Below are 24,933 nucleotides of genomic sequence, written 5' to 3'. Positions count from 1 at the left end.
ACTTTAGACTTTGAAATTGAGAACTTAGAATTTGATTTGAGATTTGGGATTTGTGATTTGGAATTTAGGATTTGGAATTTGGAATTTTGAATTTGGGATTTGGATTTTTTTACTGCCCACGATAAAAAATTACGGTAGAAATGGTTTTAAAAATAATACTAATATCGATAAAGACACTACGGTGTTTAATGTAATACAAATCGTATTGGAGTTTGACTAAACTCTCCTCTATAGATTCTCCATAATTGTAATTCACTTGCGCCCATCCTGTTAATCCCGGTTTGATAATATGACGGGTTTCGTAAAAAGGCATAATGGCCGAAATCTCTTCTACAAACATAGGTCGTTCAGGACGTGGACCAATCACTCCCATATCGCCTTTAAGAATGTTCAAAAACTGAGGTATTTCGTCGATGCGCGTTTTTCGTAAAAATTTACCAAAAGGAGTCACTCTAGTATCCCCTACTTTAGAAAATACAGCCCCATTTACCTCAGCATTCGTTACCATACTTCTGAACTTATAAATTTTGAATAAAACCCCATCTTTTCCTACGCGCTCCTGAGTATAAAACAAAGGACCTCGATTCCAAAACCAATTCGCTACCACTAAAAAAGGAACTAAAAGTGCCCCAATTATAATACCGAGGATTGAAAATAGTAGTTCAAAAAAACGTACTTGATACAAGTATAACTTGTTTTGATTGCTACGACTAAATGGGAAAAAACGATAAAAATCTTCGGCAATCTGATGAACGGGTATGCGCTGGGTTTTATTCTCATAGACATGAACATACTCTCGTATACTTTTTCCTGATTCGAGCAAATGCAAAAGTTGCTGATACAGTTCTGTAGTAATTCCATCCGTTTTTTGTGAAGCCACTACAATCTCAGAAACCCCACTTCTGGAAACAAATTTGGTCAATTGCTCTACTGAAATCTCACGTTTGAGCTTGTATTTTGGATCATCCAAATTCGCTTTATCAGAATTAACATAGCCAATAATTTTGTAATAGGGATCGGCTTCTTCTAAATCGAGAACCAATTGCTCTAGCTGACCTTTATCACAAATAAGCACGACATTTTGAACAAAACGATTCGATGCCAAAAACTTTACATAGAAAATACGCCAAAGATATAATGCAAAAAAAACAGCCCCATAAAATACTAATAGTTGCCACCTACTTTTAGGCAATTGAGGCGATAAAATTGGTGTCAATAAATAAACCAATACCGTAGCAGTAGTGGTTAAAATAGTGCTTTTTAAAACCTGAAAAGGATTACTCGCTACTTGAAGATTATACATTTCAAAAACACCACCAAAAAGCAATAAATAAGTAGAAAAAACTAAGGTCCAATAAAAGGTTTTTGTAGAAAATTCGAAATAAGTAAATGAAAAAAAAACCGTTAACAAATACAATACTCCTAGCACCACAATAAGGTCTACTATACGTAATAGAACTTTTCTTTCCGAAAGTTCGAAATGCATTCTCTTCTTATTCATATAACTGTGGTATTGAGACGCAAGTTACTGAATTTTACCTATACTAGCTGTGATTATTAAAAATTATGAACCATTTTTGTTTTACCCTTTCCCATTCAAAAAACAATACCTTTTCTCTCGCTTTTTTGGTAATTTTACTAAATTCGGAAGGATTTTTCAATAAAAATTGAATTGCATTGCACATGGCTTGTGTCTCATTATCACCTACCAAGAGTCCCTCTTTACGATCTTCAATCAAAAAAGGTATTCCTCCTACTCTTGTAGAAACTACAGCCAACCCCAAACTCATGGCTTCAATTACACTCACAGGCATATTATCAAAATGGGTCGTATTCAGAAAAATATCGTATTGTTCTGAAAGTAGCACCCATTCCTTTTTTGACAATTGACCATAGAAAGTAACGGTAAGACCTAAAGCTAGAGCCAACTCTTTTGTTTTTATAAGACTTCCATCCTTATCTGGTCCAATCATACCAAGTTTGGCATCGGGAAATTCTTTAGCCAATGCAGCCAAAACCTCAACTGCCATCGTAGGATTATATATTTCGGCAAAAGCACGCACCCATAATAATTTAGGTTGAATACTTGTTCTTGATTTGAAAGAATAATCCGTTGGCACAACTGGATTGGATATGGCTACTAAGTTAGGACACCCCACTTTCTCAAAAGCATCCATCAAATATAAAGATGGACAAACATTTTGATAGGCATGACAAAAGAGGCGTTGACAACTTTTGGGGTGTGTTTGCCATCTTTGCGGCAAATTACCTCCGTGCAAAATAGGAATATACTTTAGCCTTCGTAAGCGACACAATTGTCCCACCCAGTAAGCATACCAAAAATTAGTGGTGCTATAGGTATCAATCAACACATAATCGACTTTTCTTACCAATGCTGTCGTGATCATCATATGAAGAAATCTTACCCATTTACTTTTATATTCTGAGGCATACGTCAGCTTATAGCCTTCCCCTTCTAACAGTGGCCCCAAAGTATCTATAGCTGTGGGATTTGCTCCCGTACGGGCTAGCTTATTACCTATGTACAGCAGGTGCTTCACGATAGACTTTTAAAAGAGATAAGGCATAGACAAATGCAGGTGCCGATAAACGCATAGCGGCATGATTGATAGTTAACAACCAAAAAATAAAGAAAGAAAGCGCGAGTATATTTTGTCGATCAACTGCAAATAAGTAAAGTGGTGTCACTAACAGAATCAACAATCCTACTACTCCCAACGTACCATGCTCAGCCAACATTCGAGTCATCTCGTTATGTGAAGCGGCTGTTACACCAGTCTCAGTTTCTCGTATTTCTTTATTTTTTCCAACGCCAACTCCTAAAATTGGATTTTCATAAAACATATTGAGCTCCGATTCTATTAATACTTCTCTCCCTGAAAGTTGACTTTGTTTTTCTCTCCCTGCCGCATCCTGATTGGCATAACGCTTATCTAACAACCCATTCGTTTTTATGGAACTATAACTCCAAACCGCCAAAGTTGCTAAAAAAGACAACAGTATAATCCCTGCAATTTTGGGTTTCGTTTGAAAATTAGCTTGAAAATATAAGACTGCTAATAACACCAAAATCATGGCTACACCAGTGTACACACCTCCTCTAGAGAACGTAACCAATCCTCTAAAAGCAAACACTAGCACTAAGCCACCATTGACTAACTGTAGCAATCCATTAGAGGAATTAAGCATCAATTGCACAAAAAAAATAAATATGCCAAACCCCAAAATAGTAGAAACTTGATTAGGGCCAAATCCTCCCGAAGTTTCAAAATTAGATTGCGTACCCGTAACCACATCTTGTATGTTGGGCGTGTAAAAATATAAATAGGTGACCAAACAAAGCAAAGGCAAAGAAAAAGCAGTGATTACACAAAGGAGTCGATTAAAAGTCAGTTCCCGCTTAAAGCAATAAATAGCTGCGATTCCCAAACAAAGAGGACCAGAAATATTAAATACGATGGCCTTTTTGACATCAGTAGTGATATCTAAAGTGACTGTTGATAGCACTACACTAGGCACTAAAAAAAACAAGAACAACCAATAAACCAAAGCACTCCTTGAAAAACCTGAAAAAAGCATTCCTATAAAAAGAAAAATCATAACCAGGTATTTTCCATATTCATTTACAAAAGTTCCGCCTGTCATTCGGAGCATAATTTCGGCACTTACTGCATAAGCCGCCATTACTAATGCTTCGTTATGTTTGTTTTTAGATTGAATAATGAAATACATACCAAAAACCAGTAGCACAATACCATATACTTTACTCAAAAAAGGAAACAAAAAAATGACAAATCCTAGAAAAGCATGTAGGGCTAATAAGTAAAGATAAACAACCTCTTCTTTTTTCATTTTATAAACTTTCTAACCATTGTAAATATTTTTGCAAAACCCCTTTTGAAGAATATCCTTCAAAAACCGTTTGTTGTAAAGCCAATCCCATCCTCGTTCTCATGGAGGAATCCGAAATTAAAGCCAGTAAAGCCTTGTAAAAAGACACCGCGTCGTTAGAAGGCACTAACCATCCTGTAACATTATTATCAATAATACTCGGCAACTCACCAACTGCAGTAACTACTACCGGTATTTGATGCATTCCGTACTCTAGCAAAGCCACAGGTAAGCCCTCTGAAGCAGATGTCAAAATTCCAATATCGCATTGTTTCAAGATGAAATTGACATCCGTTCTTGAACCATACAAAAATACTTGATTTTCTAATTGAAATGTTTTTATAGTATCCTTAATTGACAAAGAATAGGCATCTTCAAAATCTTTTCCCACCAAATGAAACGTCCAATCTGGATGAGAAGCCTTGAGCATTCTTGCGACCTCTAAAAGTAAAAAATGATTTTTTTGAGGTCTTAAATTGGCCAAAAACACAATTCTTTTACCCACATGACCTTCCAAATAAGTAGTTCTTGTATCACATACTTGTTCCGAAGGGATAAAATTAGGAAGATAAATAACATTTTTGGAGTTTAACTTCTGCTCAGCCCATACTTTCAATTGCTGATTTACCGCAATTACACCACTAAAAAAAAACGAAGTACATCGCAATACTCCTGAAGGACGTTCCGATAAAAAAGAAGCATTCCCATAATGATCATGCCGAATAATCTTTATAGATGGTAAAGTCAGTTTGAGAACAAAGGCCATAAAAAAAGAAGTGCTATGAGCATGAACATGGGTGATAGCATGTTGCAAAACAAAAGAACGCAAACGCCACAATGCTCCAAAGTCTAATGCTTTTTTTTTATTCAAAAAGAGATAATTCACTTTCGAATCGATTTGTTCTAACAAACTCCCTTCTTTTCGAGTGGCTACTAGCGCCGAAAACCCAAGTGCATCACCAAGCGCATTGGCATAATTTACTGCCATTCGCTCTGCACCACCAGCCTCTAAGGAGTCAATAAGTTGTAAAATACGCATAAGTACTATTACAGTTAAAGTTAAAATTAAGACTAAAAACCCCTTACTCAGAACCAGAAACAATTCGCTCTATTTCATTTTCAAACACATCCAAAGTGTAATATCGGGACCACTCGGAAGCTTGTTTTCTCTTTTTTAAATAGTCAACCTCATCATTCAGCATAGCCTCAATTTGCTGTACATCTTGGTCTAAATCAGTAGTAAGTAAAACTCCTCTATTGCCATAATCCAACATAAAGGGAACGCAAGAAATTGAAGTCGCCAGCGGGACACATCCCCAAAACATACCCTCTGCTATGGCTTTAGGCCAGCCCTCACTTTGAGAAGGCAAAATCACAAAATGACTGTTTTGATAAGCTGATGTAATGATTTCCTGTGGTTGATTGCCTTCCAATTCGATGAAGTTTTTCAAATGATGGGTTTCAATATACTGTTCTAATACTGCTCTTTCTGTTCCTTCGCCATACAATTCTAACTGAACGTTGTACCCTAATTTAAACAAAGCTTCAACCAAACTTACAGCATACAAAGGACGCTTCCCTTCAGATAAAGTCCCAACAAAAAGAAATCGAATAGTGTTAGAAAAGCCAAGAGGTTGTAGCTGATTTTTCTCACTTTCCCAATAGGTAGCAGTAAAAAATGGTTTGATATTCTTTGAACTTCCCTCCCATTCGCCATATACCAAAACCTGCATATTACGAGTTAGAAAGGGATTACTCAAAAGCCATTTTTGCAAGCGATAGCTCCAAGGTTGCTTCGCTTTAGGGTCCCAGTTACCAGCATATTTCGCAGTTTTAGGCTTGAAAGGAAATAAAATTTGTACCAAACATCCTAATAGTCCAATATTCCCAGGACAACGTAAGTGAATATGATCGGCTTGATACATGGCTTTGAAAATAGTAAAACTGTTCCTGAAAACATAAAAAAAAGCCTGAACGAGATTTGCAAAGTTAATTAAGTTAAACTCAATTAATTTAAAATGCTTTTCTATTTCAAATGAAACTTCTTCAACTAATAATCCATTTTGATTTTGCCAAACTGGACAGCAAAATAAAATTTCATTAGCATATTTTTTCCAAATGACTAACTCCTTTACATACGGACTGTAAGCAAAACATTTTTCATCTTTAAAAATGAATGGAGCTGTTGAAACAATAAGTAACTTCATTAGATATATCCTTTAGATCCCTTTTGAGAAATGATTACGGCTGGAACACCCAAAACCACCGAATTATCAGGAATAGATTTATTTACTAATGAACAAGCCCCAATCAAAACTTCATTACCGATGGTAATATTTCCTAAAACAACTGCGTTGGCACCAACATACACTTTATCACCTATGATTGGAGTCCCTCTTTTTGCTTCTCTTCCACTAACACCAATAGTAACCCCTTGTGAAATATTACAATCATTCCCAATTAAAGCATCAGCATTAATGATGATTCCCCCAAAATGCCCAATATAAAATGAATGTCCTATTCTTACAGAAGCAGGAATTGAAATTCCAGTAGTAATTTCTATAACTTTTTGCCATATCAGAAATAACAACAAAAATAAAAAACGAAAAGGTTGCCATTTTATTTGGCAATAAGCAAAATGAGCTAATCGATATTGAAAAATAGCCCAAAACCCTTGAGTAAAAAATACAATACCAAAAAAATGTCCTCCATATTTTTTATACTTCATAAAATCAGAATATAGAAGTTGACATAAATTCATATATTTTATTATTTTGGTTTATTAAACATCAAACTCCACCACCCTAGAGTTCTACCACAAGCTTCAGTAAAAGCCGCTTTGCGTTGGTTGGAAGTAAAGGTATTGCTAAATCGAATGAAAGTCAATAGCAAAGTAATCGCATGCCATCTCCATCGATCTTTAAATATGGGGTTGGGATTTTTAACCCGCCAAACGTACCAACCATTGCGCACCACCATTTCCCCATAATGGAATTGATTCGGGCGACCAGAGGTAGCATGATAATGGTTCAATCTTGCGGCTGTATTCAAATACAACTTACCTGTTTTAGCAACTCGCAAACAAAAATCTGCATCTTCATACAAACCATAACCTTCAAAATAAATCGAAAACTGATGGGTTTCAAACACCTTTTTTCTAAACGAAGAAACGCCTCCCATCAATTGTTCTACTTCATAAATTTTACCGCTTGGAGGTAAAAAACCTACACTTCTTCCGTGTGAATACAAGGAAGAAAATCCTGGCGGGCAATCACTGTCTAATCCTAACTTTTTCCTTAAAATAAATCGACTTCCGTCTTTTCTTTTCCATCCATCAAAACAAAACTCATTGATTTGAGGTTTATAAATAGCATCTACAGGTTCCCACTTGGTTTCGTTGTGAATGTACCCACCTACTCCTAACGCATCAGGATATTTTTGGTATGTGCTTAATAATTGCTCAAAATAATCGTTAGATAAAACCGTATCATCATCCAAAAAGCAAACAATTTCTATTGCTGCACCTACTCTAGCGATACCAAAATTGCGTTGCTTGGTCAATCCTCTTTGGTCTTTAGGGACTAAAAAATAGTGTAAGTTGTTGAAATGATTTTGCTCCAAAATAACCTGAGTCGCCTCGTTAGTTGACCCATCAATAATCAGAATTTCATCGGGATACAAAGTTTGTTCCTGAACCGATTGCAACAATTGCAACAAAGGCTTCGGACGCTGGTAGGTACAAATGATTAAACTAAATTTCATTTATTTTTCTTAATTGTTTAGCCCAAAAAACGCTTTTATTCCATTGCCTTTTAATTTTTCTAAGGTATGCAAAAGGGTTTCTACTATTTTGCAACTTATAAAACTTTAGAAACAAAACCGTTTTATAGCCTAAAATCTGCTCGTTGGTATCGTATTTTTGCTTAACATACATAATTGTTGGCGAAGGTTTCGGTTGTATAACTTCCATATGCCACTGCAGCACAGGCTTAGTTCGAAAACCTCCTATAGGCGCTTTAAGATGTAGAATTTCTGGGTATGGTGTAAAAACAACATCTATTCCTTCATTTCGCAATTGCAAACCAAATTCTGTATCTTCACCATATCCAAACTCAAGTGAAGTAGTATATCTTAATTCATTATTTCCCTTTAATTGAACAATACTACATCCGGAACCAAATGATTTCCACTGCATTATATGTTGTATTTTTTTTTCTTTTGAATAGTTAGCCTGATAGCAACCAAATGTAACAGCTTTAGTGGCATACAATTTTACAAAAGATAGACCTTTTTCTATAAATTGAGCTTCTATCCTAATATCATCATCTGCCATGAATACCGACTCACTTTCTACTTCTTCCAGAGCCAAATTCCTAGCATTACAAGCTCCGGCTTGATGAGTAAAGATATGTTTGATTTTGAATGGCCAGTTTTCATTTTTTAAATAATCCAATTCAGATACACTTCCCTCCATCGGGTTTTGTTCTACTATGATTACCTGATTCGGCAAATGGGTTTGTAGTGATAAATCCTTTAGTACATCATACAAATAGATTTTCCTACCTATCGTAGGTATAATTACATCAATTGTAGTATCATACATCTCTTCTTTACTCGACTGAACAACAATACTATCCAAAGAAATTCCAATATTATTTCTCTTTCTGTACAACAGTGCTCTCAAAAAAGCAAAAAACGGAAATCGTTTTTCGTATACCATCAAATTGAACAACAATAAGAATAACCATCTCGTTTTATAATGTTGGTATACGAATTGAAAAAGAGTGTAAATAGTTACTTTGGGTTGATAACATTTGGGAATAATCTTAAATAATTTAGGCTCCGAATAACAGAACAACCCCAATGGCATTCCCAATTTTGCCATACTATTTAAAAAATAATCAAAATTATGACTCTCCTTAATTTTTCCCTTAAATTGCACTACTACAGAAGCGTGCATCCCTCCGACACTACTACTCATCTGCCAAGTAGGATAGGTTACCTGTTTATTTACATTTATAAAAGGAGAGTCCTCTACATAGCCAATTTCCCTACCTAAATAAATTTCAACACTAGGTGAAAATGATGCCATAATTTTGTCATGGTGCAATACTTTTGGAAATTCATTCCAGTCAACAAAATCCTCAAAATCTTGATGACACCAAGCTATTTTTTTATCAGGAAATCGAAAGGCTATATGCATGAGTACCGAAGCTATTGACTTTGAACCATCAAAATCAATTACTTCAAGAGTATCAGACACAACTCGAGTAACTTGCTTGCTATTGTGGTAGATAACAATCACTATTTACTAATTATAGATTCATAAAACTCAATATTCTGTTGTGCAATTTTTTGGATATCAAAAATAGTTTCGACTCTTTGTCTGGCTGCATCTCCTATTTTTTTACAAAGATGCTCATCTTCTAATAGTGTTACAATAGTTTTAGCAAACTCAGCGTGGTTTGTAGGATGGACTAAAAAGCCACTCTCACCATCTATAATTAATTCTTGTGACCAACCTATATTACTGTTCACTACTGCTTTACTTAAAGCCATAGCTTCAATCGTTACCATCCCAAAAGTTTCTGCAAACGTAGGAAATACGGACACATTGGCTTTTCGAATATACTCTTGTACCTTTGTATAGGGCATCTTACCCAAATACGACACTCGCTCTAGATCATCCTTTTCAAATTCTTTTTTCAGTAATTCCCACGTCGATGAAGATTGTGTTTGAATATCGGCAGCATCACTTCCAATGAGTATCAATTGAGCTTCTGGAATTGCTTCTCTCACTTTATTAAAAATTGCAGGTAGTTCTAATACCCCCTTTTTTCGAATAATCGTTCCAACATATAAAATTACTCCTTTTTCATAAAACAGAGGAGCATCATTTTTAAACGCATTCAAGTCTAAACCATTATAAACAACTTTTACATTTTCACGAGCCAGTCCAAATAATTCCTTTGTCACATCAGCAGCGAAAGCTGTTGGTGCTACAAAGGCACTTGCTTGCATCATTGCTAATTTCTCAAACCAATAATTTTTTTGCTTTTGCTTTCTTCTATCCAAATGACAAAAATACGCATCACTCCCATGAAAACGAATGACCAAAGGTACTTTCAGATGCATAAAAGCAGTGATGCCCGTCCAATCGGGAGCCTCTACCAGATCAATTTTTTCTGAAAGAATATGTTTGTTGAGGTATTTTTGAATATATTTTCGATGCAAATACCAACCAAAAATTTTATACCTCCTACTTTTTAACAAATGAATAGTAACTCCTGTATCCTCAAAAACAGCCGCTTCACTTTGCCCATAAACAAAAACAGAAACTTGTACTCCTTTTATAACTAAAGCCTCAACTAAGTTTTTGATACTAGTACCAATTCCCGCTGCGTATACTACACGAGGATGAGGATATTCAGGAGTTAAGAAAGCGATATGCATAGTCTATTTATTAAAAAAAATCCTTTAAAATTCTGGCCGTATACAATCTCGCACCAGCATCATTCAAATGTCCGCAAGATGAAAAATACTGCTCTCCAATCACTACATTTTCATAATTGTGAATTTCCGGATAGTATTTCTTCACTTTATCAAAATAATCCATCCCTTTTGTGTTTTCACACATCGGAGTCATGACTGCAATAAATGTAATGCCTTTTTGTGCACAAAGTTGCTTTATTTCATAATAATATTGATTCCTTTGCAAAGGGTTCAAATTCGCAATATTATTCTTCATATTGGCATTTGGTTTCTTGCCTAAAGGATAGTAGCCTTTATTGTCTAGATGTGATGTTTTTTTTCCAGTTGAAGTAAAGAAAATTTCACGCACTCCTATTTTAGCATCGTATTTCACATAACGATAAAATGGTATATAATACAACTCCATAAAATCAGCTTCTTTTTCAAAATGCCTTCTTATGGTTTCGGATTCGTGAAGATACGGTAAGAACTTAGCTGATATTCCTTCCGCTTGATGGTCGTTGGACAAATTCAAATCGGCTTCTAAAATGACGTTTTTAATTTGGTAGTTGCGCTCTATCATCAATTTCAATAATAAAGAAGCTTCAAACAAATGCCCGCCACTCATTCCATAATTAAACGTTTTCAACCCTTTGTCTTCAAACAGTTGTGACACAAAATGATTGTTCGCCCTTGATGACCCTAAAATAACCACATCATATTTTTCGTCTTTGGAATTGAAGACTTTTTCAATTTTCCCTCTATTCGTGGACTGTAAAAAAACCTTGGTATAACCAAAATCCAATACTACAGCGATAAGTACTGTAAGTAGCAGTATTTTTAATGTATATCGCAAAAAATGTTTCATTTTTTATTTTTGTACTTATATTTTATTCCTAATATATTTTGATGCTCTCTGTCAGGTCGAGCGCAGTCGAGACCCTTTCATAACAAGAAATTTTATTTACAAACAAACAATCTCGACTGCGCTCAATTTGACATCTAAACCTCTCAACTCACGCTGTCAGGTCGAGCGCAGTCGAGACGCTTTATTCTTAAAACTGAAAATAAATAAACGCCTTATAATCCGAAAAAGTACCTAAAGCCATAATAGCCGCAATAGCTAAACCAAATTTAAGAAGACTAAAGCGTCCTGATAAAGGCTCTACTCGATTTCTATTGTTCCATTCTACCACTACAAAAGCACCAATTAAAAGGAGTATTTCGTAGTTATAGCGTTCGTTAGACAAATATTGCGAACTAAAATCACCATTATCAACCAATTGTTTTAAATACAAAACCGCATCGGTTATGGATTTTGCTCTAAAAAAGACCCAAGCAATAGTACTTAAAAGAAAAGTAATTAAGATGTTCCCTATAGTTTTTAACCCCTTCCAATCGAAGTTAACTACTACAGGACCAGTATTGTTTCTGTTTTTTTGTAACACCAATAAAGGCAGAAAGTAAATGGCATTCAATAAGCCCCAAACTACGTAGGTCCAATTGGCACCGTGCCAAAAACCACTCACCAAAAAAATAATAAAGGTATTGCGAATCTTGAACCACATTCCGCCCTGGCTGCCTCCCAAAGGAATGTATAAATAATCCCTGAACCAAGAGGACAACGAAATATGCCAACGTCTCCAGAACTCGGCGATGTCTCTCGAAAAATAAGGATAATTGAAGTTTTTCAATAAATCAATGCCAAAGAGCTTTGACATCCCCAAAGCCATATCCGAATAGCCTGAAAAATCACCATAAATTTGAAACGCAAAATAAATAGCACCAAGCATCAAGGATAACGAATTCATTGCCGAATAGTTATCAAAAACTGCATTGGCATATGTAGCACAAGTATCTGCTATCACAACTTTTTTGACCAATCCCCAAACGAATTGGGCCAGGCCTTCTTTGGCTTTTTCTAAATCGAAACTACGTTTTACTTTGACCTGTGGCAACAGATGGGTGGCTCTTTCGATTGGCCCTGCCACCAACAAAGGAAAATAACTTACAAACAAAGAATAATCAACAAAGTTATACTCCGCTTTAATGCGTTTGTAATAAATATCAATGACATAAGATAAGCCATGAAAGGTGTAAAAGGATATCCCAACGGGAAGAATCACATCAAGCAGTAGTGGACTAGATTTAAACCCAACAGAAGTAAGTAGTTGAGCAAACGAAGCAGCAAAAAAATTGAAGTATTTAAAAACCCCTAAAAATCCTAAATTGACCACAATGCTGAGCCAAAACCAAAACTTTCGCGCTTTTTCATTAGCGCTTTTTTCGATTCGGATACCCGTGTAATAATCCAAAAAAGTAGAAAATACCAATAGGAATAAAAAACGCCAATCCCAGCAGGAATAAAAGTAATAACTGGCAAGTATCAGTAAAGCATTTTGAGTATTTTTTGTTTTATTGAAAACAAACCAGTACAAAAAAAACACTAAGGGCAGAAATATGGCAAAAGCCAAAGAGTTGAAAAACATATTTTATAGTAAAATAACTAACACAAATCTCACTAATTCCCACTAATTCATTGGGTAAATTACAGATAATGTAGTAGTCTTGATTTGAATTGATTTTTGCTTTGCAAAGAAAAGCATTATTCTTTAGAAATGATAGTTTTTATGGCTTTCCAAATGCGTTGAGAAGCCAATTGCGGTGGATGTTGATTGATCACTTCAAACCATTTTTGAGCATTTTCGATTACCGATGAAGAGGTTGTAATTCCTTTCTCAATGATAGCCGCGATATCATTTGAACTATTAATCCACAAAACGGCTTCTTTGTTGGGCATAGATCTAAAATGAACGTATTGGTATATTTTTTTAACCGACCAATTGGAAATTATCTTTTGGTCAACATCATAATTGATAAAAGCACACGGTTTGTGATGCGCAACATAATCAAATACCATAGAAGAGCCCAAATTGACAACCATTTCCGTATGCTCAATGGTTGCATTTTGTAGCGCAATGTCATCAGACGTAGGCAATATAGTATTCCAACCTTCTCCGATTCGTTCCCAAAGGGGAGAAATTGAAGTAATTACATCTTTATAATTTTTCAGTACTTGATCATAACGAGCAGAAAAATCAACGGGACAACGTCTAAATATAATCCCTAATGCATATCCTTTTTTATTCAATTCACGAACTGCCAAAGCTACATCTTCTAAATATTTTGGATCATCTGGACAAGTAGTCACATCATCACCCGAGTAGCAGATGTATTTTTTATCAAAATCCAAGTGGTGCTGTATACAAAAATCTTCTCTAGAAAGGATTTTGCTATGATCAAAATGCGACTCAAACTGTGGGGTTCCAGTGATGAAAACTTGCGATGCTTTGATGTAAGGATAATACAATAGCAATTCCTTTTTCATCAAATCACTCCAAACAAAATAATAATCCGTTTCAACCACCATTGTGGCTTTGGGCAAATTATCCCAAGAAAAAATAAAAGTGGCTGTCGGAATACCCAATTCTTGAGCTGCTAATAAAGGAGCAATAGCCGTCATCGGACGTTGATTGGTACAAAACACAAGAGCTGGTTGTTCCTTTTGTAAGGTTTCCAAACACTGATGGTAATACAAGGTTTTACGTTCGTTTTGTTTTATTTTTTCCCGAATATGAGTCAATCCAAATGGTGAAGAATGCGTAAAAGTCAATAATTGAGTGATACTACTCTTGATTGCCTTTTTTATACTATTGTAAGAAAAAGGGAAGCGATAGGTATCATAAACCTTGTCTTTAGTTATACGAATAGTAAGGTTTAACTCTATTTGCTTGCGCGCATTCTTATAGGTCTCGGTTAGAGGATGTGATTTGGAATTTACGATTTTAATTTCGGTAAAACCAAGTGTCTTCAAATCAAATGGGGTATTGTTCCAAAACACGAGCTCAAAATTTTCTTTTTCGCCCATAGCATGAAATTCTGAATAAGCAAAGTTTCGGAGTCCAATACCATCAGGCAGTAAGATTACTATTTTGGGTTTTGTTGTCATTAGTTATCTCTTATAAAAATCTTTTTAACCCTGTATTTAACCCTTTCAGAGTTCGAAACTCTGAAAGGGTTAGCGAATAAATCCTACCGATCCCTAAACTGCTTTTGTTGATTCATTTGCCAAAAATTAGTCATCTGAAGACATTCCAAAAACAACTGTGCGCTGTCCCCTTGGCCAAAATCCGAATCACCGATAGTTATTGTATGAGAATCAATAGCTTTAAGCGCCTCTGAAATCGCCTCTTTTTCATAATCCACATGAAGGATATCCGCATGAACCGCTCTATTTTGTTGGCGAGTTCCTATATTGATAATCGGAATTCCGTAGTAGGGTGCTTCACGAATACCTGCACTACTATTACCAATAATAAATTGACTATTTTTCAACAAGGTCAAAAAATATTCAAAACGCAAAGAAGGTATGATGCGGAATCTTGGATTGCCTTTCAAAACTTCATAAGCTTTTAAAATTAATCGGCTTCCCAAATCATTATTGGGATAGACCACCAAATAATTATGATGATCAGCAAGCAGTGCCCCAACAAAGTTTTGAGCGTAAGCTTCCATCTGATCAATCTCGGTCGTTACAGGATGAAACATCGCAATGGCATACGCATCAAAATCCAATTGATAATAGTTTTTAGCAACAGTCACTTCGGGAAGTTGGTCTGAGAACATAATATCGATATCTGGTGAACCGATAGTAAAAATAGATTCCTTGATTTCGCCCATCTGTTGCAATCGTTGCGCCGCCTCAGTATTGGAAACAAAATGAATATGGCTCAATTTACTCACACTATGTCGAATCAATTCATCTACAGTGCCCGAAACCTCTCCGCCTTCGATGTGAGCTACCAAAATATTATTCAAAGAACCCACAATCGCTCCTGCCAAAGTCTCCACTCGATCCCCGTGAACGACGATTAAATCTGGTTGTATTTCTTTTACATACCCTGATAAGCCTTCTATAGTTTTGGCTAGCGTCAAATCCATAGTCGTCTCGTGGGTATGATTAGAAAAAGTATGAATGTGGCTAAACCCACAGCGTTCAATTTCTAATAAGGTGTAGCCGTATTCCTCTTGCAAATGCATACCCGTCACAAAAACAAAAACTTCAAATTCAGGTTGCGCTTCCAAAATTGAAATCAATGACTTTATTTTACCAAAATCGGCACGAGTACCGGTAAGAAATACGATTTTTTTCATTTACTTATTGAATGTGAGATATGATGTTAACTCATCCTTTAAAAGGGGTGTTGAAATTTATGGTTTTGTTCTGATTCCACTTTTCAATTGAACACACACTAACCCCTTTATAGAGGGGATTCGTGAGTGCTAAATTAGCTATTTTGTTCAATAATGGTGAGGTGTAATTTTTAAATTTAGATATTTTAAGTTTTAATTCCACTCATGAAATCGTAGATTCAACGATTTCTTAATAAAAGATAAAAAAGGAGTAAAGGAGGTTAGGAAATAAATGTATAAAAATCACTATTTAAAACACACCCCTAACCCCTCTCAAGAGGGGAATATGCCAATGCTAACATTCACATTTAAGGCTTTATAAGACATTCTTCTATTCCGTTCAGCTGATTATTTGCACTCCTAACTCCCCTCTCGAGAGGGGCTGGGGGTGTGTTAGTCTACATCCTCCCATCGCAACTGCTCGTCATTACTAATAACACGAGTCGCTTTTTTACCTAGTAACGATTCAAAGTGTTCCGCCAAAATCGCACCAGTACCAGGGCGTTTTACCCAAATATTGTCTTTGGTAAACAGTTCCCCCTCTTTGATATCTGCAATAGCACAAACAGTAGCGAAAGCAAAATCAATGGTCACTTGCTCTTCTTGGGCAGGTGCTTTAACACCCCCTCGCATTTGCCAAATCTCATTCGAACTAATAATCAATTCTTGGGTGGTAGACTCGTCCATACTACATACAATATCGGGTCCGGTGCGCTGCATGTGATCGGTAAAATGACGTTCCAAAATACTGGCTCCCAAGGCGACTGCTCCCAAACAAGCATTATTATTCTGGGTATGATCGCTTAGTCCAAACACTTTGTCTGGAAAAGCGTCCTGCATTTGCGTCATGGCTCCCAATCGAACCAAATGTATGGGTGTTGGATACAAATTGGTGGTATGCAACAAAGCCACTGGTACTTGATGACGGTCAAAAATTGCCACCGCTTTGCGAATGCTTTCGATAGTATTCATTCCGGTACTCAAAATAACTGGTTTGCCAAACGAAGCAATATGCTCTAGAAGCGGATAATTGTTGCATTCTCCAGATCCAATTTTGTATGCGGGTATATCAAACTTTTTTAATCTTTCGGCAGCGGCACGAGAGAAGGGGGTTGAGATAAAAATCATACCCTTACTTTCTACATACTTTTTCAATTCCAATTCGTCTGCTTCATGCAACGAGCAGCGCTCCATAATTTCGTAGATAGAAACATCGGCATTTCCTGGAATGACATTCTTGGCAGCTCCAGCCATTTCATCTTCGACAATATGGGTCTGGTGTTTCACCACTTCCACTCCAGCTCTTTGGGCTGCATCCACCATGGCTTTGGCTACTTCCAATGATCCTTCGTGATTGATACCAATTTCGGCAATCACCAAAGGGGGATAATCTGGACCTATTTTTCTTCCTGCTATTTCTATATAGGGATTCATAATTTCTGTTATCGGTTAGGAGTTGTCGGTTGTCGGTTGTCAGTTTTGTTTTCTATATTCTATAGTCTTTTGTCTTTATTCTATAGTCTCTTTCCTCATCAAATAGGCTGCATAATCAAAATCGGCTTGAGTATCAATATCTACTTCCGAAAAAGGATTATCAACCACAAAAGGAAAGGAATGCTCTCCCATAATTTTCCCTTGTCGAATCAAATCGGACTGTAACACATACAACAAGCCATTTTCGAAATACAAAGGCTCTAAATCTTGGCTCCTTTGCCCCAACTCATAATTGTATGGTACGAATTGTTGGTCTACAATTCTTCCTAATTTCTGATGGTTTCTGCTCACCGTAAACAAGCTTTGAAATTTTCCTTCAAAATAAAGGTGCAGCGCCTCAGGCAGCAAAGCATCAGGACGCAAAGGATTGGTAGGCTGCAATAAAACAACATCTTGTACGGTATCCGGTAGGTTGTCCAAGGCATGTTGCAAAGCCGAAATGGTGGTAGCATGATCACCCGCTAAGGCTTCAGGGCGATCAATTACCTGAGCCCCATAATCAAGTGCTACTTGCTTAATCCCCTTATCATTTGTACTGACGAAAATCCCATCAATAAGATCTGGAAATTGCTGCGCATACCGAATACTATGTACCAACAAAGGTAAACCATTGAGAATCTTGATGTTTTTGTCTTTCAATCGTTTCGAGCCGCCTCTAGCGGGTATAATGGCGATGGTTTTCAAATGTTTTTTTTTGGTAGTCAAAGATAATAAAATGTAATAGTCATATTTTTCTAACCTTCAAAATTTTGAATCCTAAAAGTTTTTTTAATGACTACAAAAAAAAATTAAGAAAATGCTTTTTAGAGGAAAAAAGGCTGATTAAGTAAAAATGATAAAAAAAAACGAAAAGCACTACCTATTTATTCATAGAGCGCTTTATTGGATATTTTGGAGGTAATCATGCAAATTGAAAATAATATTTTCAATTTGCATGATTATCAAAAGCTACATTGATTCTTTAGCACGTTTAATAAGAGCATTCATACCCTCATTCCAACTTCTAGAAGAGTATAAATCGGAGGGTAAACTATATTTTGACCTTGGATTTTCTAAAAAATCTAATATGGCCTCTTCCCATGCTGAAACAAAATGAGGGTTTTCTATCAATTTCCCAAACTTACCATACTGCAACACTTCAGGAACACCTCCCAAAGCAGACGCGATACAATAATTTCCACAATGTAACGCTTCAATTAAGCTCAACCCAAATCCTTCATGCCATAAAGTAGGAAATAAATAACAATCGGAGGCTTGGAAATAAGAAGGCAATTCATCATTAGGAATACGACCTAAGTATATTACACCATCCTGTGGAGATTTAGGCTCGCAACCTATCACCCATAACACAATATCTTGCCGTTGCGAATATATGCGTTTCCAAGCATCTAGTATAAGATGCAATCCTTTTTTAGGACGATCTTGTGAACACCAGACAAAAACTGTGGCATCCGCAACAAGCCTTTCAGCTTTTAACCTAGTTTTTTCTGTTGTTGAAAGTGGATAAAATCGTGAGGTATCTATTCCGTTAGGTAAGACCGAAAATCGAGTAGGCAAGACTGTGTAATAATCTCTATGTGCTACATAAGAATCGTGAGTCAACAAAACCATTTCATCAATAATCTCAAAAAACCATCGACCTTGAAAATTTTCATAAAATGGAGAATAGCCATGATAAAAAAATTGTAGATACACATCTTGACGCATTCTCTTAGTTTGCAGAAAATCAACTAGGAATTTTACAATCCCAAAATTATCTACAAGCTGAATAATATATTCTTCATTAGGTTGCAGTATTTTTTCTAAAGCTTTTAAATAACCGAAATAAGGATTTTTGTACCATTTTTTTTGAAAGCTAGTCATCGAATTCCTCGCAACAAAGCTATAGGCAACTTTTTCCCACTTTTCTATTGGTTCAGGGCAGATGAGATAATCAATAGCATGATTACCTTGAATATAATTTTTATACAAAGTGGTCCAACTTCCAATATTGGAAAAAGGCAAAGGCACTTGAGAAATAAGAATCACTTTAGGCATGTTGCAGATTTCAATTTACTTTTTAATAGCAAATGTAATACTTTTCAAATCAGAACTTACTTGATACATATAGGGATAGTGATGATAAAATGAAATAATGTGTAACAATACTTGATCATTTATTTCCTTTAAACTAAAATACTGAGGTACTTTTTTACCTAAAAACTTTTTTACAAAATACTTCAAGGTTTGGGCATAAGAATCCTCTTTAAAACAAACTTTTAAGATGCCTCCACGAAATTTAGGTAATTCAACAAATAAAAAATGAGTGACTGATGCTGAACTATTTAAAATAATATAGGTTACCGGCTCGCTTTCCAGAGTCTCAAATGTTTTTTTATCGACCAGAATCCCCCAATTAGGTTGTTCAATACAAATTTTATCTGAAATATCGTTATGTAATAAATGCTTATGATTCAGGGCAACAATAGACGACAACTGTAAATCAGTTGTTAAATATTTTGTTTCACTATTTCGATAGGTTGGATGCCATTGATGCAGCATCAAAATAGCCGCCTCATAAAAAAAACTAGTAAGCCCCAATCGCTCTAATCGATTATGAATATCAATATCCTCTGCTCCCCAAAAATGTAGAAACTCGTCATATCCGTTAATCGCTTTCAAAGCTTCAACTGCAAAGAACGACAACCCTTGAGCACCAACATCACTTGTAAAGGCGACGGTATACTCATCAAATGGTTTTTCTACTATTGATTCTTCTTTAGATAAAAGACCAACCTTGAAATAAATAGCCTTTTGAGAATGCTTTATTTCATGTAATGTACTGACCAAATCCGGACTAAAAATCATATCAATATCGGCCGTAAACACAAAATCAGTAGTTACTTGTTGCAACCCTACATTGAGTGCTTTCGCTCTGGACCATGGCTGTAATCCAGTATAAGTGTACAGATAAATGGCAAAAGCATAATTATTTATCAATTGCTTAACAAGATATGCTTGTTTTGGAGTTGACCCATAATCTACAAAGAGCACTTTAAAACGCTGATCCGTTTGCAATGCTAATGAATCCATAGAACGTTTTATACGTTCTAATTCTCGGTTGCGATAAGGGTAAAGTATGGTGATCATGTCAAATACTCTTTAGCTTCTTGCCTAGATAAGCCTTTCCATATTAAAAAATAACGCATTATTTTCTTATTCAATATAAATTTCGAAAATAATCTACTTTTGATAAAATAAGCTATTTTGGAACTAGGTTGAATAGGCTGTAGTTTAAAATTACTATCAGAATTATTTTGCTTTAATTTAGAAACCGTTTCAAACATCCAATCCTCAAGAACATTCCCCATATGATATGCATAATTATCGTCTGTAGAAAGACGCCAAAACCCCTTTTTAATTATTGGTAAATCAAATATATCATCACTTCCTCCTCCTAAAACAAAATCAGTATAACGAACTTCAAAACTATTAAATACCGAAGACCTGTATGTGACTACAAAATGACCTGCTCCAACAACAGCATTACATTTTTTTGAAGTAATACATAAATTTTTTTTTAATTGTATAGGATTATAAAAACCCTGATTACCAACACTTTCTGCAAATGCTTTAAGTGCATAAGGATTTTTCACATCAATCAATTTTAATGATTTTGAAAATAAATTATCCCAATAAACATTTGAAGTATATGTTCTAAGAGACCGAGATGAAGGTGTAGGACATACAGCACCAACTTTAGGGAAACTTTCAAAAATAGAATAAGTAGCATCTTGCCATCCATTCAAAAATAATACATCTGCATCTGATGTAGTAACAAGAGAAAAATTTTGCCCAGTTATCCCTTTCAGCATCGCATTAATATAACCAATATTTGTTGTATGAATAATTTCTTGAATCTTATTGGCTGTGTATAAAACATTTAAATAATCGACTACTAAATTACAACTTCCATTATTAACAATCGTAACATAGGTTTTTTTATGCATTGTAGAAAACAATGAATTCAAACACAATTTCAAAATTGCAAAACTATCTTTAAAATAGCCTTCCTGATTAGGAATGTAAACAGGAATAATTACCTGATGCAAGTAATTAGATGCTTCTTGAATTTTGTCTTTATGAGGATTGTGACCTACTCGCATATTTAATTGATAACTTCTTCTCTAATATTCAAATTTCCTTTAAGGAAAGTATACCCTTTACCCAAAAAAAGAAGTAAAGCAAAACCAATACTTAACCTAATTCTAGTTTGAATTTTAATTCCTTTTTGAAAAATTAAAAAATTAATTTTCTTTTTATATTGAGTTAAAATATCAAATCTTGAATTGAAAGTACATAATTCATAAATAGCAATTGAAATTCTATAGGTTAAATACTCCCTTATCAAATCCTTATCTTTAACATATTGCCCATTAATTAATTTTATGGCTTTAGAAAAAAAAATAATTTTTGAATCTAAACTTACTTTTTTATTTTCAATACTTTGAGTAATACTCTTATTACCTCTTCTAACAGAATAAAGAAAATCTTCTAAATAAACGTATTTTGGAAAATACATTAACATTCTAAAATGAAAATCTGATTCATGAGAATCCGACAATTCCTCATCAAAAAGAGCTTTCCCTTTTAAAAAAAATTTCCTCCATAATGGAGCAGCAGTTAAAAAATAATGATTTTTTACCAAATAACTTAAAATCAAACTCTCTTTGGGATTTCTATTTGCGCGATTGAAAATAATTTTAGAAGAATTTTCATAGAAATTTACCGATTGACAAATGCAAAAATCTAGAACTAAGTTACGTTCTAAAACCGCAACTTGCTTCTCCAGAAATTGAGGATGCATTATATCATCACTATCAAACCATTTTATATACTGGCCTTCGCTCAATTCAAAACCATAATTTCTACAAGCATTAGCTCCTTTTAACCGGTCTTCTGGTCTCGTATGATATTTAAATCTATTGTCTTTAAGTATGTATTCAGCAATAAGAGTAGCGGTATCATCTGTACTACCATCATCTACTATTATACACTCCCAATTGGGATAGGTTTGTGCCACAATACTATCAAGGGTTTCACCAATTAAGTGCGCTCGATTGTAGGTAGGGATGATAATGGAGACTAAACTACTCAAGATTCAAATAATTTGAATTAATTAGAACATTTTTATTTCTACTAACCTGAATTAGTTTCAAAGATTTATTTAAAACATGTAATTGTTTAAAAAAGCCTCTAACCTTTTTAAAGTCAAGTTTTAAAAAATTATACAATATAATTTTATGGTTTTTATTTTTTTCATTAAAAATACTTTTGGCATTAAATTCTAGATTTATATCGGCATATTTGACAGCAATTTGTTTTTTATAAATATTAAAATACTTTTCTGAAAACAATTCAACCTTTTCGAATTTTGGTTTATGACTATCATGCCTAATATATGTATTAGGCACAACTCCTATTTTCATTTTATGATACAACAATCGCTGACAATAATTATTATCTTCACCATAATGAAAAAAGATAGGATCGAATCCTCCAATGTTTAAAAGTGTTTTCTTGGGTAAAAGCCATGCTGCAGCTTGGATAAAATCAATATCATAAACATCTTTTAATGAATTAGCTAATACAAAATCGGAATAAAAGGATTTTGAATTATCTTCTGCCATAAATCTAAAAAAATAAGTCTCCAGAAGTTTTCCTGAATTATCCAGCTGAATTGGGCTTAAAATACCATATTCAGGTTTTTGCTGAGCAACTCTCACAAGATTTTCAATGGTATTTTTATTTACAAAAGCATCTTGATTTAATAAAAACACAAAATCCGCATTTTGTCTCAATGCATATGAAATACCAATATTATTAGCTTTTCCAAAACCTAGGTTTTCCTTTGGCTCAAACAACATAATGTTTGAAAACTTACTCTTGATAAAACTAACAGTTTCATCTGAACTATAATTATCTACTACAATGACCTCAAGTGGTAGAGAACTACAATAGAGAGATGACAAACACTCTTCTATCCATTTCATCCCATTATATGTTACAACTATAGCAAAGATTTTCATTACTTTAACTTACTTTTTAATAATCTATAAAAGTCTCCAATTTTACTTTGGCTTTTAAAAAGTTTAATTTGTCTTTTTCTATCTAATTGCCAAAAGATATTGTCGTAAATTTTATTTTTAAACAAATTTTCTTCATCCAATTGGTTTCTTTTGTTAACAAAAGTAGCTTGGTTTGAATGTAGTCTAAATGTAACTAACTCATCATCTATAAAACCAACTTTGAAAAATTTCATCAATCTATACCAATATTCTAAGTCAAGAGTTTGTTTCAAATCTTTATCAAAATAACCAACTTTTTTAAAGCATTCCCTATTTAATAAAACTGCAGTAGGTTCGCCAATTTTGTTCAAAGGTTCATTTAATAATTTTTTATCTTTTAAATATATCTTTCCGTCTAAAATTTCCTCGCCAATAACAAGATCAAACCAGTTTTTATGTAAAACTCCACAATCCTTAATCCAATTCAAGTGTTCAAGACTAGTTGAGTCGTAAATAAACTTTCTTTTGCAATATACCAATCCCACATTAGGAGAACTCAACATCAAATTCATCATTCTTTCAACACAATCATTATTTAATAAATCATCTTGAAAAAGAAATTTTATATACTGCCCGTTTGAATTTTTAACACAATTATTCCAATTTTCACCAATTCCTTTAGGAATATGATGGTGTATATAAAATGGTTTTTCCGAATTACTTAATATACGTTCAACAATTAACAAAGTATTATCTGTAGAATTATCATCTGATATAATAATTTCTATATTTGGATAAGTTTGTTCCAACGCAGATAATATTGCAGATTCTATGAACTCTTCACCATTATAAGTAGGTATACATATTGAAACCAAAGGCAGATTAACAGTAGACATAAGCTTACTTTATTCTTTTAATCAACTTTTTAAAGAAGAAAAAAGGTGCTAATAAAAAATTTCCAACTTTATACGAATTTGTATCATAGATTTTTCCTTCATAAAAAGTTTTTTTTACACTCAAAATATTAGCTAATTGAAAATCAGATATTTTTTTACCATTAAACAAGGATGGTTTAACCGATATCAATCTTTCATTTGAAGCAATAGCAATATTATAAAGAGGTTCAAGTACATCCTTCTTAACTAAATTATAATCTCCAGTAAAAACTTCCATTTTAAAGAATAAATCTTCATTTGAAATAAAAGAATTAAAATTAAAAGCTTTTTGAAAAAGAAAATTAGAAAACTTAAAATTTTTATTTACCATATCTTTAAATTCTTCAAAATAAAGTTCTTTGACATGAAATTTATTCTGAAATTTCGGAATATCAGAATAATATTTTTTATCTGGAGAAGACATAATTAAAATCCCATCAGACTTCAAAACTCTTTTTATTTCGAAAAACATTTCATCATGTTGATCATGATGTTCTATTGTTTCAAAACTCACCACAACATCAACAGAATTAGAATCCACTGGAATGTTATCTGCTGAGCCAAGTATATAATTTAAGTTATTACTTAAATATTTTTTTTGTGCATTAAAAACTGTTTCTTTATCAATATCAACTCCTATAACCTTGGATGCATACTTAGATAAAATAAATGACCCATAGCCTTCACCAGAAGCAATATCAAGAACCACTTTATCTCTAACTAATTCATTTGCTATAGCATAACGATGTAGATGTTCCACTGTTACATCCGAAAAATCATAAAATTCTAATCGTTCTCCTGTTGATATTTTTTTCATCATT

The 24,933-nt window shown here is 34.3% G+C and carries 22 protein-coding genes; all 22 read right to left on the bottom strand.

Annotated features, from left to right (window positions below; all coding sequences use genetic code 11):
- Window positions 1-109: 109 nt before the first annotated feature.
- The 22 genes from ACZ1AQ_RS11900 to ACZ1AQ_RS11795 all read right to left on the bottom strand — a co-directional run bounded on the left by ACZ1AQ_RS11900 (window position 110) and on the right by ACZ1AQ_RS11795 (window position 24,929).
- Window positions 110-1,501, bottom strand: coding sequence for a sugar transferase (locus tag ACZ1AQ_RS11900; RefSeq protein WP_489633110.1), 1,392 nt, complete (start codon window positions 1,499-1,501; stop codon window positions 110-112).
- Window positions 1,502-1,544: 43 nt separating this feature from the next.
- Window positions 1,545-2,561 carry a glycosyltransferase family 4 protein gene (locus ACZ1AQ_RS11895; RefSeq protein ID WP_489633109.1) on the bottom strand — a complete coding sequence of 339 codons (1,017 nt, stop codon included), beginning with the start codon at window positions 2,559-2,561 and terminating at the stop codon, window positions 1,545-1,547.
- On the bottom strand, window positions 2,536-3,873 hold the full coding sequence (locus tag ACZ1AQ_RS11890) for an O-antigen ligase family protein (RefSeq protein ID WP_489633108.1): 1,338 nt from the start codon (window positions 3,871-3,873) through the stop codon (window positions 2,536-2,538). The genes ACZ1AQ_RS11895 and ACZ1AQ_RS11890 overlap by 26 nt, the downstream gene beginning before the upstream one ends.
- Window position 3,874: 1 nt before the next feature.
- A complete protein-coding gene (locus ACZ1AQ_RS11885; protein WP_489633107.1) occupies window positions 3,875-4,951 on the bottom strand; it encodes a glycosyltransferase in 1,077 nt (358 codons plus the stop codon).
- A gap of 43 nt (window positions 4,952-4,994) precedes the next feature.
- Window positions 4,995-6,119, bottom strand: coding sequence for a glycosyltransferase family 4 protein (locus ACZ1AQ_RS11880; protein ID WP_489633106.1), 1,125 nt, complete (start codon window positions 6,117-6,119; stop codon window positions 4,995-4,997).
- Window positions 6,119-6,640: a serine O-acetyltransferase gene (locus ACZ1AQ_RS11875; RefSeq protein WP_489633105.1), complete on the bottom strand. Its 522-nt coding sequence runs from the start codon at window positions 6,638-6,640 to the stop codon at window positions 6,119-6,121. Before ACZ1AQ_RS11875 ends, ACZ1AQ_RS11880 begins: the two co-directional genes overlap by 1 nt.
- 41 nt (window positions 6,641-6,681) lie before the next feature.
- Window positions 6,682-7,674: a glycosyltransferase family 2 protein gene (locus ACZ1AQ_RS11870; RefSeq protein WP_489633104.1), complete on the bottom strand. Its 993-nt coding sequence runs from the start codon at window positions 7,672-7,674 to the stop codon at window positions 6,682-6,684.
- Window positions 7,664-9,217: a glycosyltransferase family 2 protein gene (locus tag ACZ1AQ_RS11865; RefSeq protein ID WP_489633103.1), complete on the bottom strand. Its 1,554-nt coding sequence runs from the start codon at window positions 9,215-9,217 to the stop codon at window positions 7,664-7,666. Before ACZ1AQ_RS11865 ends, ACZ1AQ_RS11870 begins: the two co-directional genes overlap by 11 nt.
- On the bottom strand, window positions 9,217-10,365 hold the full coding sequence (locus ACZ1AQ_RS11860) for a glycosyltransferase family 4 protein (RefSeq protein WP_489633102.1): 1,149 nt from the start codon (window positions 10,363-10,365) through the stop codon (window positions 9,217-9,219). The genes ACZ1AQ_RS11865 and ACZ1AQ_RS11860 overlap by 1 nt, the downstream gene beginning before the upstream one ends.
- 10 nt (window positions 10,366-10,375) lie before the next feature.
- The gene (locus ACZ1AQ_RS11855; RefSeq protein WP_489633101.1) at window positions 10,376-11,251 is read right to left on the bottom strand and encodes a hypothetical protein; all 876 of its coding nucleotides are present in this window, start codon (window positions 11,249-11,251) and stop codon (window positions 10,376-10,378) included.
- Window positions 11,252-11,438: 187 nt separating this feature from the next.
- Window positions 11,439-12,872 carry an MBOAT family O-acyltransferase gene (locus ACZ1AQ_RS11850; protein ID WP_489633100.1) on the bottom strand — a complete coding sequence of 478 codons (1,434 nt, stop codon included), beginning with the start codon at window positions 12,870-12,872 and terminating at the stop codon, window positions 11,439-11,441.
- A 116-nt stretch (window positions 12,873-12,988) separates the two neighbouring features.
- Entirely contained in the window at window positions 12,989-14,392 is a 1,404-nt protein-coding gene (locus ACZ1AQ_RS11845; RefSeq protein WP_489633099.1) for a UDP-glycosyltransferase, read from the bottom strand.
- Window positions 14,393-14,475: 83 nt separating this feature from the next.
- Window positions 14,476-15,597 carry a UDP-N-acetylglucosamine 2-epimerase gene (gene neuC, locus ACZ1AQ_RS11840; protein WP_489633098.1) on the bottom strand — a complete coding sequence of 374 codons (1,122 nt, stop codon included), beginning with the start codon at window positions 15,595-15,597 and terminating at the stop codon, window positions 14,476-14,478.
- A 432-nt stretch (window positions 15,598-16,029) separates the two neighbouring features.
- Window positions 16,030-17,070, bottom strand: a complete 1,041-nt coding sequence (locus ACZ1AQ_RS11835; protein WP_489633097.1) for an N-acetylneuraminate synthase family protein — start codon at window positions 17,068-17,070, stop codon at window positions 16,030-16,032.
- A gap of 75 nt (window positions 17,071-17,145) precedes the next feature.
- Window positions 17,146-17,814, bottom strand: coding sequence for an acylneuraminate cytidylyltransferase family protein (locus ACZ1AQ_RS11830; RefSeq protein ID WP_489633096.1), 669 nt, complete (start codon window positions 17,812-17,814; stop codon window positions 17,146-17,148).
- 264 nt (window positions 17,815-18,078) lie between these two features.
- Window positions 18,079-19,167, bottom strand: coding sequence for a glycosyltransferase family 4 protein (locus tag ACZ1AQ_RS11825; RefSeq protein WP_489633095.1), 1,089 nt, complete (start codon window positions 19,165-19,167; stop codon window positions 18,079-18,081).
- 15 nt (window positions 19,168-19,182) lie between these two features.
- Window positions 19,183-20,259, bottom strand: coding sequence for a glycosyltransferase family 2 protein (locus ACZ1AQ_RS11820; RefSeq protein ID WP_489633094.1), 1,077 nt, complete (start codon window positions 20,257-20,259; stop codon window positions 19,183-19,185).
- Window positions 20,256-21,275: a glycosyltransferase family protein gene (locus ACZ1AQ_RS11815; protein ID WP_489633093.1), complete on the bottom strand. Its 1,020-nt coding sequence runs from the start codon at window positions 21,273-21,275 to the stop codon at window positions 20,256-20,258. Before ACZ1AQ_RS11815 ends, ACZ1AQ_RS11820 begins: the two co-directional genes overlap by 4 nt.
- A 2-nt stretch (window positions 21,276-21,277) precedes the next feature.
- The gene (locus ACZ1AQ_RS11810) at window positions 21,278-22,267 is read right to left on the bottom strand and encodes a glycosyltransferase family 2 protein (RefSeq protein ID WP_489633092.1); all 990 of its coding nucleotides are present in this window, start codon (window positions 22,265-22,267) and stop codon (window positions 21,278-21,280) included.
- Entirely contained in the window at window positions 22,260-23,198 is a 939-nt protein-coding gene (locus ACZ1AQ_RS11805) for a glycosyltransferase family 2 protein (RefSeq protein ID WP_489633091.1), read from the bottom strand. Before ACZ1AQ_RS11805 ends, ACZ1AQ_RS11810 begins: the two co-directional genes overlap by 8 nt.
- Entirely contained in the window at window positions 23,198-24,073 is an 876-nt protein-coding gene (locus ACZ1AQ_RS11800; protein WP_489633090.1) for a glycosyltransferase family 2 protein, read from the bottom strand. The genes ACZ1AQ_RS11805 and ACZ1AQ_RS11800 overlap by 1 nt, the downstream gene beginning before the upstream one ends.
- A gap of 4 nt (window positions 24,074-24,077) precedes the next feature.
- Window positions 24,078-24,929, bottom strand: a complete 852-nt coding sequence (locus tag ACZ1AQ_RS11795) for a class I SAM-dependent methyltransferase (RefSeq protein ID WP_489633089.1) — start codon at window positions 24,927-24,929, stop codon at window positions 24,078-24,080.
- Between the last annotated feature and the right edge of the window lie 4 nt (window positions 24,930-24,933).

The organism is Flavobacterium sp. UM26, assembly GCF_057922445.1.
Note: the sequence above shows the minus strand (reverse complement) of the source record. Positions and strands in the feature narration are given on the sequence as shown.

Excerpts from the sequence above, each read along its gene's own strand:
- ACZ1AQ_RS11900 (WP_489633110.1), bottom strand. The coding sequence starts at position 1,501 with ATGAATAAGAAGAGAATGCATTTCGAACTTTCGGAAAGAAAAGTTCTA.
- ACZ1AQ_RS11890 (WP_489633108.1), bottom strand. The coding sequence starts at position 3,873 with ATGAAAAAAGAAGAGGTTGTTTATCTTTACTTATTAGCCCTACATGCT.
- ACZ1AQ_RS11885 (WP_489633107.1), bottom strand. The coding sequence starts at position 4,951 with ATGCGTATTTTACAACTTATTGACTCCTTAGAGGCTGGTGGTGCAGAG.
- ACZ1AQ_RS11880 (WP_489633106.1), bottom strand. The coding sequence starts at position 6,119 with ATGAAGTTACTTATTGTTTCAACAGCTCCATTCATTTTTAAAGATGAA.
- ACZ1AQ_RS11875 (WP_489633105.1), bottom strand. The coding sequence starts at position 6,640 with ATGAAGTATAAAAAATATGGAGGACATTTTTTTGGTATTGTATTTTTT.
- ACZ1AQ_RS11870 (WP_489633104.1), bottom strand. The coding sequence starts at position 7,674 with ATGAAATTTAGTTTAATCATTTGTACCTACCAGCGTCCGAAGCCTTTG.
- ACZ1AQ_RS11860 (WP_489633102.1), bottom strand. The coding sequence starts at position 10,365 with ATGCATATCGCTTTCTTAACTCCTGAATATCCTCATCCTCGTGTAGTA.
- ACZ1AQ_RS11855 (WP_489633101.1), bottom strand. The coding sequence starts at position 11,251 with ATGAAACATTTTTTGCGATATACATTAAAAATACTGCTACTTACAGTA.
- ACZ1AQ_RS11850 (WP_489633100.1), bottom strand. The coding sequence starts at position 12,872 with ATGTTTTTCAACTCTTTGGCTTTTGCCATATTTCTGCCCTTAGTGTTT.
- ACZ1AQ_RS11845 (WP_489633099.1), bottom strand. The coding sequence starts at position 14,392 with ATGACAACAAAACCCAAAATAGTAATCTTACTGCCTGATGGTATTGGA.
- neuC (WP_489633098.1), bottom strand. The coding sequence starts at position 15,597 with ATGAAAAAAATCGTATTTCTTACCGGTACTCGTGCCGATTTTGGTAAA.
- ACZ1AQ_RS11835 (WP_489633097.1), bottom strand. The coding sequence starts at position 17,070 with ATGAATCCCTATATAGAAATAGCAGGAAGAAAAATAGGTCCAGATTAT.
- ACZ1AQ_RS11825 (WP_489633095.1), bottom strand. The coding sequence starts at position 19,167 with ATGCCTAAAGTGATTCTTATTTCTCAAGTGCCTTTGCCTTTTTCCAAT.
- ACZ1AQ_RS11820 (WP_489633094.1), bottom strand. The coding sequence starts at position 20,259 with ATGATCACCATACTTTACCCTTATCGCAACCGAGAATTAGAACGTATA.
- ACZ1AQ_RS11815 (WP_489633093.1), bottom strand. The coding sequence starts at position 21,275 with ATGCGAGTAGGTCACAATCCTCATAAAGACAAAATTCAAGAAGCATCT.
- ACZ1AQ_RS11805 (WP_489633091.1), bottom strand. The coding sequence starts at position 23,198 with ATGAAAATCTTTGCTATAGTTGTAACATATAATGGGATGAAATGGATA.
- ACZ1AQ_RS11800 (WP_489633090.1), bottom strand. The coding sequence starts at position 24,073 with ATGTCTACTGTTAATCTGCCTTTGGTTTCAATATGTATACCTACTTAT.
- ACZ1AQ_RS11795 (WP_489633089.1), bottom strand. The coding sequence starts at position 24,929 with ATGAAAAAAATATCAACAGGAGAACGATTAGAATTTTATGATTTTTCG.